The following is a 16,481-nucleotide window of genomic DNA, read 5'->3' on the forward strand; positions in this document are numbered from 1 at the left end:
CAAGCGCTTGCGATCAGAAACCGATCGCGGATGAACGTCACATGAAACGACCCACCGCCCGATCCACGGAAGCCGCGCACGAGCGCATCGTCGACGCTGGCGTGCGCAGTCGACGAAGAGCCGTTGTCCGAATCGACGCTTGAGGCCACACTCGAGCATCTGGCTTGCGGTGCGGATTGAAGCTCTGCCTTTTTCCCCGTCAGCATGATGCTCGACATATGAAAGCAGCACCCGAGGAGTCACCGATGCAGAGCATCAACCCGGACACCCAATCGACGACGTCGCATGCACAGGCACCGAACAAGTTCGTCAACGCGGCCGGAACCCGCTTCGCCTACCGCGAACTGGGTCCGCACGGCGGCATTCCTTTGGTTTTGCTGAACCATTGGGGCGCCGTGCTGGACAACTTCGACCCGCGCATCGTCGATGGCTTGGCTCACAAACACCGGGTTATCGCCATCGACTATCGAGGAATTGGCTTATCCGGGGGCATCGCGCCCGTGACCGTGGACGAGATGGCGCGCGACACCATCGCACTGATCCGTGCAATGGGTTTCGATCGAGTCGACATGCTCGGCTTCTCGCTTGGCGGCTTCGTCGCGCAGGACGTGGCGCTCAAGGCGCCAGGCCTGGTCCGCAAGCTCATCCTCACTGGCACGGGCCCCGCCGGCGGTCACGGTATCGATCGGGTCGGTGCCGTGTCATGGCCGCTCATGCTCAAAGGGCTGCTCACGCTGCGCGATCCGAAGGCGTATCTGTTCTTCACCTCCACAACCAACGGCCAGCGCGCGGCAAGCGCCTTCTTGAAGCGGTTGAAGGAACGTAAGGCTGGCCGCGACAAGGGGCCGGCACCTCGCGCCTTCCTTCGTCAACTCAAGGCGATCAAGGCGTGGGGCCGGCAAGCGCCACAGGACCTCGCCAGTCTGTCCATGCCTGTCCTGATCGCCAATGGGGATAACGACATTATGGTGCCCACCGCTCTCAGTCACGATATGGCCCGCCGCATCTCCCAGGCGCAGCTCGTCATTTATCAGGACGCTGGCCACGGTGGAATCTTCCAGCATTACGCCAACTTCGTACCCACGGCACTGGAGTTTCTATCGCAATGAATACTTTGTGGATCAGTGGAGTATGAAGTTTCTCGCGAATACAACGCACCGTCGGAGCAAGCGCAACATGAAAGCACTCACATTCAAACGCTATGGCAAATCACCCGAGATCGGGTTTGCCGAAGTTCCGCGCCCCATGCTAAAGCCCGACGAACTGCTGGTTGAGGTTCACGCCGCGGGGGTGAACCCGATCGACAACATGATTCCAACGGGCATGTTCAAACCCGTCTTGAAGTTCCAGTTGCCCGCAACCATGGGCAGCGATCTGGCCGGCATCGTGATCGATGTCGGCAGGCGCGTCACTCGCTTCAAGAAAGGCGACGCCATTTTTGCAAGTCTGTTCGACCTTGGAAGCGGATCCATCGCCGAATTTGCCGTGGTACCGGAGAGCGCTGCAGCCCCGAAACCGGTCAATCTGGACTTCGTGCAGGCCGCCTCGGTTCCCATGGTCGGGCTCACTTCATGGCAAGCACTGAAGGAGCGTGCCAATCTTCAGCCGGGTCAGAAGGTGTTCATTCCCGCAGGGTCCGGCGGCATTGGAACATTCGCGATCCAGCTGGCCAAATATTTCGGCGCCAAGGTGGGGACCAATACCAGCACGGGCAATATCCCGTTGGTGAAAAGCCTCGGCGCGGACGAAGCAATCGACTACAAGAAGCAAGCGTTCGAGAAAGTGCTGCGCGACTACGATGTGGTGCTTGGCACGATCAGGGGCGACGCGGTTGAAAAGTCGGTAGGAATCCTGAAGCAGGGCGGGAAGATCGTCTCTCTTATCGGGCCGCTGGACGCAGCGTTCGCCCGTGCTCGCGGTCTGAACTTCGTCCTGCAGTTCGTGTTCAGCCTGATGAGCCGCAAGATCATGCGTCTTGCGAAAAAGCGTGACGTTACCTACTCGTTTCTCTTCGTACGCCCCGACGGTGCTCAACTCGCCGAGATCGGCAAACTGCTCGAATCCGAACGTATCCATCCTGTCATTGACAAGGTATTTCCGTTTGAACAAGCAAAGGATGCACTGGAATACCTGGCCCAAGGACGCGCCAAGGGCAAGGTCGTCGTCAGGATCAAGTGAAGGATTGCGAAGAACGCCGCCCAGGGCTTCAAACAGCGCATGTCTCGGCGTTCATCGGTGGTGATGCGTGGGCAGCGTCAACGACTGACTCACATATCGCCGCTCACTCGCGGCGGCGCGGTCGAGTGGCTGGCTCCGCGACACGGTCGACCCACCCCCGGTAGAACGCGCGGTACTTGAGCACGAGCTTGTCGTACTTGCTGTACGCGCCGCCGCCGTCCGGCTTCATCCCGTTCCAAATCTTGACGTCGTACCCCGCGGCCTGCTTGGTCTGCAGCCCGAACAGCACGAAGTCGGTCGCGCGGCGCAGGATGCCGCCCACCTTCTTGATCGAGATGAGCATGTGCATGATGTTCTTGCCGTCGCTCACCGGCGTCACGCACTGGAGCAGCTTGTATTTGACGTCGCCGTCCAGGGCGACGGTCATGACGCATCCGCCGGGGTAGCCATCGAAGTGCAGGTTCATCTGCGACATGTCCATGCCGAGCGCGCGCGACAGCATGCCGAGGGGCCCGAAGTACCGGTTCACGGTGAAGTCGATCCCGGCGCCGAACCACGCGCCCGCCCGGGCCAGCGATTCGACCTCCGGCCACGGGCGCCAATCGTCGAAGAGCTTGAGCTCGAAGGCCGAGATCGGGAGCGCGTGCACGGGGGTCGCGTGCTGCGCGTCGTAGAAGTTTTCCACGATCCGCAAGACCGCCGTCGTCGTCTCGAACGCGAAGTGCACGTGCATGAAGTCGCTGTTGTCGACGTCGGCCGCGGCGATTTCGGGCAGCGGGTGCAGCGGCTGCGTGGAGCCGTACCAGACCCACACGTAGCCGTATCGCTCGGCGGTAACCAACGTCGGCTGGCGCGCCCCGCGCGGGACGGGCTCCAGCCGGCTCACCGCCTGGCTGTGGCCGGGGATGTGAACGCACTGGCCCTGCTCGTCATACCGCCAGTGGTGAAACGGGCACTGGATGCATCCGTCCTTGATCTGCCCGTCGGCCAGGTTCGCGCCGAGGTGCGCGCAGTGGCGGTCCATCACCACGGCGCGCCCCGTCGTGCCGCGCCACGCCACGCACGGACGGCCGAAGAGCGTCAACTCCGTCGGCTTGTCCTTGAGGTCGTCCGAGCGCATCGCGACGTACCAGCTCGCGGCCACGCGCGTGGTCGCGTCGTACGCGGCCTGGGGAGGCTCCTTGACGCTCGGTTGATCGAATTGAATGTCGTCCATCGTTTTTTGTGTCGTCGTTGGTCGATTACTTCAGCGCCAGGCCGATGCGGGTCGTGATGTACGCCTTGAGCAGCGCGAACATCGGGTTGTAGTCGAAGTACTTTTTCACCTCCGCCGGCGCGCTGGTTTGCGTCCAGTACATCAGCTTCATCGCCGGCAGCAGGCTGTACTTCGAGTTGTTGAGCTGCGGCTTGTCCCCCGTGATGCAGTACCCGAAGCCGAACATCGGCTTGGCAAATTCTCGTTCGTCGATGAGGGCGTGAATCCGCGCCGCGGCTTCCTCGGCCGGCTTGCGCCCGGCGCTCACGGCCTCGACCTCGGCCTTGGCGTCGTTGAACAACTGGTAGTACTCCTCCATGTCGGCGCACAGGTACCCGAGGTACGGCGGGTCGTTGTCGAGGTGATCGAGGTCGCCCTCGTCGCGCGACGCGCGGAAGCGCGCGTGGGCTTGCACGAGCCGGAACTGCCCGAGGATCGTGCCGACCGCCCACAGCCTGTGGAACGCGTCCCACAGCCGGAAGTCCTTGAACGCCGTGTAGCAGCAGCTGACGAAGTCGTCGTTGTGGTCCAGCAGCTTCTGCTGCAGGCGCTCGATGTACTCGAAGCGCTCGGGGGAGAAGTCGTCGTCGCGCAGCGCCTTGATGAGGCGCGCCGCGAGCGCGTGGATGGTCACCGCGGTGTTCTCGAGCCCCCGGGAGAACAGCGGATCGATGAACCCGTTCGCATGCAGCATCAGGCAGTAGCGGTCGCCGACGCAGGCGCTCGACGAGAATTGCAGGCGGTCGGTCTTGACCCAGTCGCGCACCGGCACGGCGTCCCGGAACTGCGCGCCGATGCTCGGGAACCGCGCGAGGAACGCGTCGAATTCCTGCTGCGCGGAGATGTCCGTTTTCGGGTAGACACGCGGGTCGAGCTGCAGGCCGACGCTCACCAGGTTGTTGGTCGACCGCGGGTGGTTGTTGAACGGAATCACCCAGAGCCAGCCGCCGTCGAACATGTGGTGCAAGGTTCCCTCGTGCCAGCGCCAGCGCTGCCCCTTGACCTTGAAGATGTCGTCGAACGGCTTGACGCCGAGCATGTGCGTGTAGAGGCTGCGCGAGTGCGTCTTGAAGCGACACGGCTCTTCGCGGAGCCCGAACTTGGTCGCGAGCGGCGCGCGGGGCCCGCCGCAGTCGATCATGTACCGGCCGGTGAACCGATCGCCCTGGGCGGTGCTCACCGCGACGCCGTCCTTGTCCGCGTGATATTCGGTCACGCTCGTCTTCTGGCGGACCGTACAGCCGTATTTGATGGCGGCTTGCAACAGGTAGGCGTCGACGTCCTGCCGGTAATAATGGCTCTCCGGACCCCACGGCAGCTCGGGAATCACGCACTGCGTGAACTCCTTCGGGTCGTGCTCCTGGCCGGGCTTGTGGAACACGAAGCCGAAGTTGCGCTTGATGCCCGTGCTCGACGCGACGTAACGCTGCGTCGAGTAGAACGACGTGATGTGGTCGAGCTCCGGGATGCCGTAGCGATCGGCGATGATGCGGTTCATGAGAGACGTCTCGGGGATCGACGATTCGCCGATCGTGAACCGCGGGTGCGACGACTCCTCGATGATCAGCACTCGAAACTGTTGTTTGGCCAGGATCGCGCCCATCTGGGTGCCGGACATGCCCGAGCCGAGGATGATCACGTCGAAGTGGTTGCTGTCGCGCCCGTTCGCGGGGCTCATCTGAGTCATGGGGGCAAACTCTCCTTGTGAGATGGAACACATGGCCGCGTGCGTCAGGATGCGTCGAGCGCGGCGCGGATGCGGGACCGCGCGGCACGCGTGAGCGTGAGTAGATCGCCGAGCATGCTGGGCGCGTACCCCCCGCTGCCGATGCTTGGGCCGCTTCGCCCGACTTCGTACGCGCGCTCCGCCAATTTGACGTGAGGCGCCCGAAAGCGCAGCAGGACCTCGAACACCCGGTCGAGGGCCGCCAGCCCAGCCCGGACGGGCTCGCCCCGCGTGCCGACCGCGTGCGCCTCGCCGAGCGCGCGGTCGACGAGCGCAGGCTCCCCGGCGAACCGGGCGTAGACCGCACGGAATGCGGGAAGCACGTAGGGCAGGTACGTCTCCTTGAATTCTCGATAAGCCTGGTGGTCCGATTGCGAGCCCCACAGCACGTGCTCCAGCACGAAGAGGGGCATCTCAACGGCACCGGGGCCGAGGTAGCTCTGGCCTCCGATTCGAATCGGTTCGTAGAAAGGGCGCAGCTCGTCGTAGAAGACCTGCAGCGAGATGAAGCGGTAGGCGTACACGATCGATTCGACCATTTTCTGCAGATAGGCTGCCAGCTCGTCGCAGCCTTGCGCGAATGCGGGCGACCGCAGGGACACGTCGGACAGCTCGACGGTCACCGCGATGGCCGCCTCGAGCGCCGCCATCGAGATGCGCACGCTCTCGAGCAGGTGCGCTTCGTCGGGGAGGCCGGTGTAGCTGCGCTGCGCGTCGGCTGCCGCGGGGTTCCAGACCGTCACATGCAGGAGCGTCTCGCGCGGCGGCAGGTCGGTCGCGCGCGCCAGGTCGAGCAGCACCGGCTCGAGCCCGGGCACCGCGTCCGCGGGCTCGTGCCCGTGCCGCTTGAGCGACCCGAGGAAGAACCCGATGTCCCGCATCGCGGCGGCGGCTTCGACGAAGCCCCAGCCAGAGAGCACGCCGCGCGCCGGGAGGAACTCGCGCAACAGGCCGACGATGCCGGGCACGTCCTTTTTATGGTTCAGGCCCGGCAGCTGCAGAACGAGCGCGCGCGCCTGCAGCGGATCGCAGGCCGCCACTGCAGCGTGCGTGGCCGCGAATGCGTGTACCCGGTCCAAGGTGCGCTCCACTACAGGATTTCCTGCGCCGCGAGCGTCGGCCCGCGCTGGCTGCGAGACAGCCCCGCGTCGCCGTCACGCAGCGACCGCAGGTAGTCGTAGTTCGTCGGCAGACTCGTGCGCAGACGCTCGGCCTCGCGCCGGATGCTGGCGAACATCGCCTCGGCCTTCTCGATCGACTCCGGCCGGTGCTGCAAGAGCGGCAGTGACCGGTCGGGCAGCAGCCCCAAGCCGGCAAAGATGCAGTAGTAGTTGCCGTTCAACCAGAAGTTCTTGAATTCGTAGTCGAAGGTTTCGTAGTACGTCGAATCGTCGAACGACGTGGTGGTCAGCGGCAGCCCAGCCTTGTAGCGCTGAACCTTTTCCTTGATCGCGTCCGAGAGCCGCAGGTCGTGCCGGTTCGCGAGCCAGAACGGCGTGTCGTCGCGCGACGTGGTGAAGTAGTGCGCCTGGACGAAATCCCGGCAGTCGTCGAACATGTAGACGATCTCGGCGTTGAAGGCGTCGCTCAGCCGCGGGTCGAACGACGTGTCGGGGAAGTGCTTGACGAGCTGGTAAAGCGCCGCGTAGATGAAGTAGATGCCCGTCGATTCCAGCGGCTCCAGAAAGCACGACGACAGCCCGATCGACACGCAGTTGTTGACCCACGCCCGCCTGTTGCGCCCGACCCGGAACTTGATCTGATTGAGCGGCTGATTGTCCGAGAGGCGCCAGAGTTTGAGGAAGTCGGCGGTAGCCTGGTCGCGCGACGTGAACTTGCTCGAGAACACGTAGCCGCTGCCGAACCGGCCGAGCATCGGAATCTTCCAGGTCCACCCCGAGTTCATCGCGATCGCCGAGGTGTACGGCTCGATCCCGTCGCGCGTGTCGTCGTTGGGCACGGCGCTGGCCACCGCGCTGTCGCACAGCAGGTGGTCGGACATGTCGATGAAGGGTTCCTTCAGGGCCTGATTGATCAGGAGCCCTCGCATGCCGGAGCAGTCGATGAACAGGTCCGCCTCCAGCGTGCGCCCCTCCTTGGTGGACAGGCTGGAGATGTAGCCGCGCTCGTTCAGGTGAACGTCCACGACTTCGTCGACCACACGCTTCACCCCGCGTTCGACGGCCCAGCGCTTCAGGAAGTCGGCCACCAGATGCGCGTCGAAGTGCCATGCGTGGGACATCTGGCGGGTGCCGTCGGCCAGGCAGGGCGCCAGCTTGCCGTCGAGCGCCCCAGGCTGCGGGTAGCACGCGTACTCCATCGGCTGCTGGAAGCCCTGCTCGCGCTTGCGCAGCCAGTAGTGGGTCAGCGGCACGCCGTCGCAGTTCGGCACGTTGCCGAACAAATGGTAGAAATGATCGTCGCGCGAGGGGGCGGGAGACTTCCTCCAGTTCACGAACTTGATGGCGGCCTTGAACGCGCCGTTCACCTGGGGCATCCACTCCCGCTCCGGTATCCCGAGGAAGTCGAAGAACACCTTCTGCAAACTCGGGATGGTCGCCTCGCCCACGCCGATCCGCGGGATCGCCGCGGACTCGATGAGCGTAATGTTCGCCTGCTGCTGGAGCGCCCGGACGAGGTACGAGGCGGTCATCCACCCCGCGGTGCCGCCGCCCACGATAACGATATTCTTGATCGGATTGCTCATGCCACCTTTCCCATAGGATTTAAAACCTCAATGGATAGTGACGCCTTGTCGAGTCGAACGCGCAACTCGTCCGGTAACGCGTCATAACGTGTCTGATTCATCGCGATAAATGACACCGGGAAGGCGTGGTGAAATCGCGGCAAGGGACGCCCCCTCCGCGCGAAATCCGGACATCATTGGCCGCAGTCCAAGATCTCGTCTGAGGCTGTTCCGCTATCAATGAAAATAGAGAAGCACAATCGAATAATGCAAAGCGCCCATTGCAGCGGCGGCACACCGCTCAAGGGCTTGTCGAGGCTCGCCCGACCATGCGCGTCACCGCACCGACGCACCATAGCAGTGTTCGCGATGGCACGTCTCGAAAAATTTCATATCAATCTTGGTTAATCCAGAGGGATACTCAATATCGGCGGAGTCTCCGATAACAAACGATGTAATTTTTTAAAAACGAGAAATTTACTTTTCCGTTGATGGCGTGCGCGGACGGATTTATTGTCTAAAAGCTCGGAATGAGTGACTTAATTGACGGGATAGAAATAGCGACGTCGCCATTTCCGAAACAAAGGTGTGAATTGGCCCTGGACCAGGAAATAGTCCGATTCTAAAGGTAGAAAAATTCGGAGGTCGCAGAAATGCCAACGCGTGGGCGCGCACCTGAGCGATTCAGTCATCGTCCGACCGTCACGCTGATCAATGTGGAGGCGTCACATGCTGGAGAGATGCTCCCGCAGGAAGTCGATGAACCGCTGGGTCTTCGCCGGCAGCAGTCGGGTTTCGGTCAATGCATAGACGGGTACCGGGGTGGCCTCCCACTGTGGCAACACACGACGTAACCGCCCCTGGGCTACGTCATCGGTAACGATGCCCTCCGCCAATATGGCAATCCCCATGTCCAGGGCTGCCAGGCGTTGGATCATGCCTACGCTGTTGAGCAGAAACCGTCCTCCAACTGCGACGTCCACCGTTTCATCTCTGTTTTGCACGGTCCAGGTATCGGACTTTAATCCGCGCAGCCGCAAACATTCATGCTGGACAAGCTCGTCGGGATGCTGAGGTTCGCCCAACATATCGAGATAGCGAGGTGAGGCGTAGAGATGTCGCGGCAATCGCGCAAGCTGGCGAGCGATCAGGTTGGAGTTGGCGGGCTCGCCCATGCGAATAGCGACGTCAACCGGGTCGCTCACCAGATCTGCCAAGCGAGGTGATAAATCAAACTCGAAGCGTATGCCGGGATAGCGCCGGGCAAACTCGGCCACCAACGGAGCCAGGAAGATGTTGGCGAAGCCTTCGGGGAACGAGGCGCGCAACAGCCCGCTGGGCTGGGCAAGCATTTCTCCGAGCTGCTCATGAACGAGCCTGGCCTCCTCGACGATGCGCTTGCTGCGTTCGTAGTACAGCAGCCCGGCTTCCGTCGGTTCAACCTTGCGTGTCGTGCGATGCAGCAGCCTTAGTCCGATCGCCTTTTCCAGGGCACCTATACGGCGGGACAAGGTTGAATTGGGCATGCCCAACGCATCGGCCGCGCCCCGAAACCCTTTGGCCTTCACGACCTCCACGAACAGCGCCATGTCATCGAGATGGGTCATACCATTGCTCCAATATTGGAGCAATGAATTCTACTGGAGCTGGTTTATCCCGTAAACGACCCGGTTCATGATCGGGCTTGTGATTCAGCGGACCTGACCATGAGCCAATCAATTAGCCCCGATGCAACCCGACCCCCGGCCGATGGCCGGCGCGGCGACTTGTTCGACGAACGCAGTGTGACGGCGTCGGCGCAAGCAAAACCAGTTGTCGTCTCTCCGGTGATATCCCGCCTACGACCGATGAATCTGAGCAGCCACTTCCGCGCCTATTCGCTGCGCGGGGAGGGCGACTACGGCGGGCCGATCGACCCGATTCTGGGCGTGGACCACGCGTGGATCAGCGCTCCTCAGTTTCCTGCCCATCCGCATGCCGGCTTTTCCGCGGTGTCCTACCTGTTCCTCGATTCGGAAACCGGCATCGACAATCGTGATTCACTCGGCAATCACAATGTGATCCAGCCTGGGGGGCTGCACTGGACAGCCGCCGGCCGGGGCGTGGTGCACGAAGAGTTCCCCGTCGAGACAGGCAAGACCGTCCATACCCTGCAGATCTTCGTGAACCTTCCCGAGGCGCGGCAGAACGGCGCGCCGTTCGCGTTGAGCCTGGCGCCTTCCGACGTGCCGGTGGTCCATGCGTCTGGCGCCAAGGTGCGGGTGCCTCTGGGAACCTTCAGTAGTGCAAAGTCGCCATTGGAAACCCCGACCGAGCTGACCTTGCTCGATATCGCCCTGCACGATGGCGCTGAACTCTGCGTGCCTGTTCCCGCGGGACATGCTGCATTCGTGATGCCGATCCACGGAGACCTGGCGATCAACGGGCAGCTTTTCGAGCGCGAGCAATTCGCCGTGCCGGCGTTTCCTGCGCAGAAGACAGGACACGAACTCGTCCTTTCTGCGACACGAGGTAACGCAAAAGCCGTGCTCTTCAGCGGACCGCCATTACGCCAGCCGGTGCATTGGCAAGGCCCGATGGCCATGGCTTCAAGTGCAGCGCTGGCATCCGCGATAGCCGCCTACCAGCGCGGTGAATTCGGCACGTTGGATTCCCCCATCGTGCCTGCAAACCACCTTTAATCCGCACGACATCACGTGCCTCTCGTCAATTTCTCCAGGAGAACATCTTGACTTTCCAACGACTCACCGGTGCGAGCGCAGCGTTGCTCCTCATCGACCACCAAGTCGGTACCATGGGCTGGGTGACTTCCACATCCTTCGATGAAATGAAGAGGAATGCCATCATTCTCGCCAAGGCTGCCAAGATCCTCAACATCCCGACGGTGCTGACTTCCAGCATGGAAGAGGCGGCCCAAGGCCCGCTGCTGAGCGAGCTCGAAGCCATCCTTCCGAACGAATTCGCTGCTCGCATCAAGCGCGAGGGCATCGTCAATGCGATGGACGACGAAGCGTTCGCTGCTGCCGTCAAGGCGACCGGCCGTACGAAGTTCATCCTGGCAGGCGTCACCAACGACGTCTGTACGGTGTATCCGGCGCTGACCCTGGTTGGACAAGGCCACGACGTGCAGGTGGTCGCCGACGCAGGTGGATCGCCCAGCAAGATTGCCGACGACATTGCGTTGCGCCGCATGGAGCGCGCAGGCGTCACCTTGACGAGCACCAACCAGCTCATCGCCGAACTGGCCGGCAGTTGGAGCACGCCTGAAGGCGGCCAGCTGGTTCAGGCATTGAATATCGGCTGAAGCATTCGCTCCGGCATCCGGAGTGCTCGATTCGGAACATACAGAGGAACGAAAAATGACACATATCTGGCAGCCTGTTGAACTAGGCGCAATCGAACTATCCAACCGCTTCGCGATGGCGCCCATGACGCGCAGTCGCGCCAAGCCGGACGGCACGCCCGGCGACTTGGCGGCTGAGTACTATGCCCAGCGCGCCAGCGTCGGTCTGTTGATCAGCGAAGGTACACAGCCGTCGGATGATGGTCAGGGTTATCTGGCCACCCCCGGCATCTACACCGATGCGCATGTAGCGGGCTGGCGCGGCGTTGCTTCTGCCGTGCACGCCAAAGGTAGCCGTCTGTTCATTCAGTTGATGCACGTCGGGCGTGTTTCGCACCCTGACAACACGCCCCATCATCGCCAGCCGGTCGCGCCGTCGCGAATTGCCCCAGGCTCCCAGATGTTCACGCTGAATGGCATGGTCGACATCCCGGAGCCACGTGCATTGAGCCTTGACGAGATCGCCGCGACCGTCAACGACTTCCGCATCGCCGCACGCCGCGCCGTCGAGGCTGGGGCCGATGGCGTCGAGATCCATGGTGCCAATGGCTATCTGATCCACCAGTTCATCGCGCCGAACGCGAACACCCGGACAGATGCCTACGGTGGATCGATCGAGAACCGTGCCCGATTCGCCATCGAAGTCGCCAAGGCCATCGCCGAGGAAATCGGGCCGGGTCGCACCGGCATCCGCCTGTCGCCGGGCGTTCCCATGAATGGCATTGACGAGGGCGCCGAAGGTCCTGACCTGTACCGCTATCTGGTGGGCGAGCTGGACAAACTGGGGTTGGCCTATCTCCACCTTCTGCACGTGGGAAACGAGCCGCTCCTGGCCGATATCCGGGCGCTGTGGAAGACGGTGCTGATCGTCAACCGTCCCAGCCGGCCGCGCGAACAGATCGGCTCGGACGTCAAGGCGGGTCTGGCGGACATCGAGGCCTATGGTCAGGCCATTCTGGCTAATCCGGACTTCCTGGCGCGCCTCAAGACGAACGCGCCGCTGAACACGGGTGACCGTAATACCTTCTACGCGGGCGGCGCCGAAGGCTACATCGATTACCCGTCGATGCAAGGCACGCAGATGTGATAGCCGCGCAGGCGGATTGCCGAATTGCTGGCCCATCCAGTTCTACCAGCGTCCTGCTGGCAGAACTGGATACTTCCAAGGGTGGGTCAGCTCAGGGCTCTTGACGGCATCGCGATACACCTTCGCCACGAACGTCCCGGTTCTTTCGACGGCTCGCGCGGCCGCCGCTTCCTCAAAGCAATGGAGGACATCAAGCGGGCTCTCACCGCGGGCTCGCCGCGCGCATGAACGACGCTATTCTCTGCCGCATGCCGGAGACGCCTTATGTCACGGGTGTTCCAGCGATGCGGCAGGCGTCCGTATCCACATCTGATCGACGTTCACACGTAGCGCCCACCCCCGTACTAACCCTGATTAAAAAAACTTATCGCGGTGAAAAATTCCGCATCTTATTGAGCCGATATCGGCTCGCTATAGTGGCTCGCTTTCCCATCAGCAGGAGCCGCTCGATGACCACCGACGTCCGATTCACCGAAATCGAGGATCTGATGCCCGCCGCCGGCGGGCTGCGCGAGATCCGCCATCACATTCACCATCACCCGGAACTCGCGTACGAGGAGCACGAGACGGCCGCGCTCGTCGCGGACAAGCTCGAACAATGGGGCTGGCAGGTGACGCGTGGAGTCGGGCAGACGGGTGTGGTCGGCACGCTGCGAGTCGGCGACGGCACGCGCAGCATCGGTATCCGCGCGGACATGGATGCGCTGCCGATCCTCGAGGCGACGGGCCTGCCGTATGCGAGCGGCACGCACGGCAAGATGCACGCGTGCGGCCACGACGGCCACACGACGATGCTGCTCGGCGCCGCGCAGCATCTCGCGAAGACGCGCAACTTCTCCGGCACCGTGCACCTGTATTTCCAGCCGGCCGAAGAGCACGGCGTCGACAGCGGCGCGAAGAAGATGATCGACGACGGCCTGTTCGAGCGCTTTCCGTGCGATGCGGTGTTCGGCATGCACAACCATCCGGGCGCGGCGCCCGGCGTGTTCCTCACGCGACGCGGCCCGTTCATGTCGGCCGGCGACAAGGCGATCATCTCGATCGAAGGTGTCGGCGGCCACGCGGCGCGGCCGCACCTGACGGTCGACCCGGTGGTCGTCGCGGCGAGCATCGTGATGGCGCTGCAGACGATCGTCGCGCGCAACGTCGACCCGTCGCAGCCGGCGGTCGTCACGGTCGGCTCGATGCACGCGGGCACCGCGAACAACGTGATCCCGAACGGCGCACGCCTCGAACTCAGCGTTCGTTCGTTCAGCCCCGACATGCGCGCGCTGCTGAAGCGGCGGATCGTCGAGCTCGCCGAATCGCAGGCCGCGAGCTACGGCGCGATCGCGCACGTCGAGTACATCGAAGGCTATCCGGTCGTCGTCAATACGGACGCCGAAACGGATTTCGCCGCGCAGGTCGCGCGCGAGCTGGTCGGCGACGCACACGTCGTCGAGCAGGCCGACCTGCTGATGGGCAGCGAGGATTTCGCGTTCATGCTGCAGCAGCGGCCCGGCTCGTTCGTGCGGCTCGGCAACGGCGAAGGAGAAGACGGCTGCATGGTGCACAACCCGAAGTACGACTTCAACGATCGCAATCTGCCGATCGGCGCGGCGTTCTGGACGCGCCTCGTGGAGCGTTACCTCGGGCAGTAATCCCGGCGGCGGCGCGTGGCCGGCGCTTCCGGCCGCATTGAGAGGAGAGACGAACGATGCAGAAAGACCATCTCGCGCTGCACCCCGCGTCGCCGGGCGCCGCCGAAACCGATACGCGCGGCGCACCGGCCGTCACGAAGCGCGGCGCGATCGCGGCGGCCGTGATCGGCAACTGGCTGGAGTTCTTCGATTTCACCGTGTATGGTTTTTTCGCAGTACTGATCGGCAAGCTGTTCTTCCCGTCGAGCGACCCGACCACGTCGCTGCTGCTGTCGGTCGCGACGTTTGCCGCCGGCTTCTTCACGCGGCCGCTCGGCAGCGTCGTGCTCGGCGTCTATGCGGACCGCCGCGGCCGCAAGGCCGCGCTGAACCTGACGATCATGCTGATGGCGCTCGGCACCGGCCTGATCGCGATCGCGCCGACCTACGCCCAGGCCGGCGTGGCCGCGCCGCTGCTGGTCGTCTGCGCGCGGCTGATGCAGGGCTTCTCGCAGGGCGGCGAGTTCGGCGCGGCGACGTCCACGCTGATCGAGCAGGGCGGCACGTCGCACCGTGCGTTCCGCGCGAGCTGGCAGCTCGCGACGCAAGGCGGCGCCGCGCTGATGGGTTCGGGTTTCGCGGCGCTGCTGTCGAACACGCTGACGAAGGATGCGCTCGAGGGCTGGGGCTGGCGCCTGCCGTTCTTCGTGGGCGTGCTGATCGCACCGGTCGGCATGGTTCTGCGCCGGCGGCTCGCGGACGATGCGCCCGGCGACAGCCATCACGGAATCGAACGCGGCGTGCTGCGCGAGCTGTTCTCGCGGCACACGCGCACGGTGCTGCTGCTGATGCTGACGGTGATGGGCGGCACGGTGTCGACCTACATCCTGACCTTCTACATGCCGACTTACGCGATCCATACGCTCGGGCTGCCGATGAAGCTGTCGATGTTCGTCGGCGTCGCGTCGGGCTGCGTGATGCTGGTGACGTGTCCGCTGTTCGGCTGGCTGTCGGACCGTCTCGGCAGCCGGCGCATGCCGATCTTCGTCGGGCGCGGCGTGCTCGTCCTGCTGCTGTTCCCGGCGTTCTGGCTGATGAACCATCATCCGACGCTGTCCGTCATCCTGCCGCTGACCGCGCTGATGCTGCTGTTCTATTCGCTCGGGTCGGCATCCGAAATGGCGCTGATGTGCGAATCGCTGCCGCGCCATGTGCGCGCGACGGGAATCTCGATCGCGTATGCGCTCGCGGTGACGATTTTCGGCGGCACCGCGCAGCTGATCGCGACCTGGCTCGTGAAGACGACCGGCAGCAAGCTCGCGCCGGCCGGCTATGTGGCCGCATGCGTGGTGCTGTCGCTGATCGCGGTCGCGATGCTGCGCGAGACCGCGCGCGAGTCGATGGACTGACGTGCCGCGCTGCGGGCCGTGGTCCGCGCCAGCCGGCGGGCGAGGGTTTCGCGTTCGCCGGGGCGGTGCCGGTTCGCAAGGGGATGTTGCCTGGCGCGCGAGTGGCCGGGCCGCACGGTGACCGAAAGGCGCCGTGCAATTTCGTTCTAGTCAAATTGACCGGGCTTTGCCGCGTCACTAAATTGGCGGTGCGGAGTTCGCTCCGCACTCCGTGAGAAGGAAGTTGCAATAGAGTCAGAGAGTTGAGCGGGCGGCGCATGCCGCCCGTCTTTTTATGCGCGAATTGTCGTATCGCGACACGACAATCGACGCAGCACACCGCGGCGCCCCGGCTGCGGGGAGAAACGTCCCGCATGCGCCTGCCGGTTTGCCAGCCCCACTCACCCGCGCCGTGCCACCAGCTCCGATACCGTCTGCGCGGCCTGCTGCAGCGGCCCGAGAAACTCCTTCACCATCTGCTTCGCGGTATGCCGCTGCGCGTTGCCGCTGATGTTCATCGCGGCGATCACCTGCCCGCGCCGGTTGCGGATCGGCGCGGAAATCGACATCAGGCCCACTTCCAGTTCCTGGTCCACCACGGCCCAGCCTTGCTGGCGCACCTGCGCGATCGTCGCCTTCAGCTCGCCGATGTCGGTGATCGTGCGGGGCGTGTGCGCGCGGATGCTGCTCTGCGCAAGCGTTTCGTCGAGCGCCGCGTCGTCGAGCGCGGACAGCAGCACGCGGCCCATCGACGTGCAGTATGCGGGCAGGCGGCTGCCGATCGACAGGTTGATCGTCATGATCTTGCGGGTCGGCACGCGCAGCACGTAGACGATCTCGGTGCGGTCGAGCACGGCGGCCGAGCAGCTTTCGTGGATTTGCGCGGACAATTGTTCCATCACCGGATCGGCGAGATTCCAGAACGGCATCGACGTGAGATACGCGAAGCCGAGCTCGAGGATCTTCGGCGTGAGCCGGAACAGCCGGCCGTCGGCCTCGACGTAGCCGAGCGTCTGCAGCGTCAGCAGGATCCGGCGCGCGCCCGCGCGGGTCAGCCCGGTGGCCGAGGCGACCTCGGTGAGCGTCTGCTCCGGGCGCTGGGCGTCGAACGCGCGGATCACCGCGAGGCCGCGCGCGAACGACTGCACATAGGAGTCGCCGGGTTTCGTCTGGATGTCTTCGGTTGTCATGAACGGTCG

Annotated in this window: 13 protein-coding genes; 7 read left to right on the top strand and 6 right to left on the bottom strand. The window is 63.7% G+C overall.

The window, feature by feature from the left end:
* Nucleotides 1–245 precede the first annotated feature (245 nt).
* Both SB786_RS19065 and SB786_RS19070 read left to right on the top strand, forming a co-directional pair.
* A complete protein-coding gene (locus SB786_RS19065) occupies nucleotides 246–1,109 on the top strand; it encodes an alpha/beta fold hydrolase (protein ID WP_410728802.1) in 864 nt (287 codons plus the stop codon).
* A gap of 67 nt (nucleotides 1,110–1,176) precedes the next feature.
* Complete coding sequence (locus tag SB786_RS19070; RefSeq protein ID WP_410728803.1) at nucleotides 1,177–2,178, top strand: NADP-dependent oxidoreductase; 1,002 nt, start codon at nucleotides 1,177–1,179, stop codon at nucleotides 2,176–2,178.
* Between the two features lie 103 nt (nucleotides 2,179–2,281).
* Here SB786_RS19070 and SB786_RS19075 read toward each other — a convergent pair whose 3' ends face one another.
* The 5 genes from SB786_RS19075 to SB786_RS19095 all read right to left on the bottom strand — a co-directional run bounded on the left by SB786_RS19075 (nucleotide 2,282) and on the right by SB786_RS19095 (nucleotide 9,452).
* Nucleotides 2,282–3,394 (bottom strand): Rieske 2Fe-2S domain-containing protein, encoded by a 1,113-nt coding sequence (locus SB786_RS19075; RefSeq protein WP_410728804.1) that lies wholly within the window; start codon nucleotides 3,392–3,394, stop codon nucleotides 2,282–2,284.
* A 25-nt stretch (nucleotides 3,395–3,419) separates the two neighbouring features.
* Nucleotides 3,420–5,120 (bottom strand): NAD(P)/FAD-dependent oxidoreductase, encoded by a 1,701-nt coding sequence (locus tag SB786_RS19080; RefSeq protein WP_410728805.1) that lies wholly within the window; start codon nucleotides 5,118–5,120, stop codon nucleotides 3,420–3,422.
* A 44-nt stretch (nucleotides 5,121–5,164) separates the two neighbouring features.
* Nucleotides 5,165–6,250 carry a monodechloroaminopyrrolnitrin synthase PrnB family protein gene (locus tag SB786_RS19085; RefSeq protein WP_410728806.1) on the bottom strand — a complete coding sequence of 362 codons (1,086 nt, stop codon included), beginning with the start codon at nucleotides 6,248–6,250 and terminating at the stop codon, nucleotides 5,165–5,167.
* Entirely contained in the window at nucleotides 6,250–7,866 is a 1,617-nt protein-coding gene (locus SB786_RS19090) for a tryptophan halogenase family protein (protein WP_410728807.1), read from the bottom strand. Before SB786_RS19090 ends, SB786_RS19085 begins: the two co-directional genes overlap by 1 nt.
* A gap of 704 nt (nucleotides 7,867–8,570) precedes the next feature.
* Nucleotides 8,571–9,452 (bottom strand): LysR family transcriptional regulator, encoded by an 882-nt coding sequence (locus SB786_RS19095; protein WP_410728808.1) that lies wholly within the window; start codon nucleotides 9,450–9,452, stop codon nucleotides 8,571–8,573.
* Between the two features lie 240 nt (nucleotides 9,453–9,692).
* Here SB786_RS19095 and SB786_RS19100 point away from each other — a divergent pair, with 240 nt between their 5' ends.
* The 5 genes from SB786_RS19100 to SB786_RS19120 all read left to right on the top strand — a co-directional run bounded on the left by SB786_RS19100 (nucleotide 9,693) and on the right by SB786_RS19120 (nucleotide 15,303).
* Entirely contained in the window at nucleotides 9,693–10,526 is an 834-nt protein-coding gene (locus tag SB786_RS19100) for a pirin family protein (RefSeq protein WP_410728880.1), read from the top strand.
* Between the two features lie 47 nt (nucleotides 10,527–10,573).
* A complete protein-coding gene (locus SB786_RS19105) occupies nucleotides 10,574–11,149 on the top strand; it encodes an isochorismatase family protein (RefSeq protein WP_410728809.1) in 576 nt (191 codons plus the stop codon).
* 55 nt (nucleotides 11,150–11,204) lie between these two features.
* Complete coding sequence (locus tag SB786_RS19110; RefSeq protein ID WP_410728810.1) at nucleotides 11,205–12,275, top strand: alkene reductase; 1,071 nt, start codon at nucleotides 11,205–11,207, stop codon at nucleotides 12,273–12,275.
* 449 nt (nucleotides 12,276–12,724) lie between these two features.
* Entirely contained in the window at nucleotides 12,725–13,915 is a 1,191-nt protein-coding gene (locus tag SB786_RS19115; protein ID WP_410728811.1) for a M20 aminoacylase family protein, read from the top strand.
* 56 nt (nucleotides 13,916–13,971) lie between these two features.
* A complete protein-coding gene (locus tag SB786_RS19120) occupies nucleotides 13,972–15,303 on the top strand; it encodes an MFS transporter (RefSeq protein ID WP_410728812.1) in 1,332 nt (443 codons plus the stop codon).
* A 380-nt stretch (nucleotides 15,304–15,683) separates the two neighbouring features.
* On the opposite strand, the gene SB786_RS19125 is transcribed toward SB786_RS19120, so the two are convergent.
* Entirely contained in the window at nucleotides 15,684–16,472 is a 789-nt protein-coding gene (locus tag SB786_RS19125; RefSeq protein WP_012366925.1) for an IclR family transcriptional regulator, read from the bottom strand.
* Between the last annotated feature and the right edge of the window lie 9 nt (nucleotides 16,473–16,481).

This window comes from Burkholderia sp. SIMBA_062 (assembly GCF_046534765.1).
In the GTDB taxonomy this organism is placed as follows: Bacteria; Pseudomonadota; Gammaproteobacteria; order Burkholderiales; family Burkholderiaceae; genus Burkholderia; species Burkholderia ambifaria.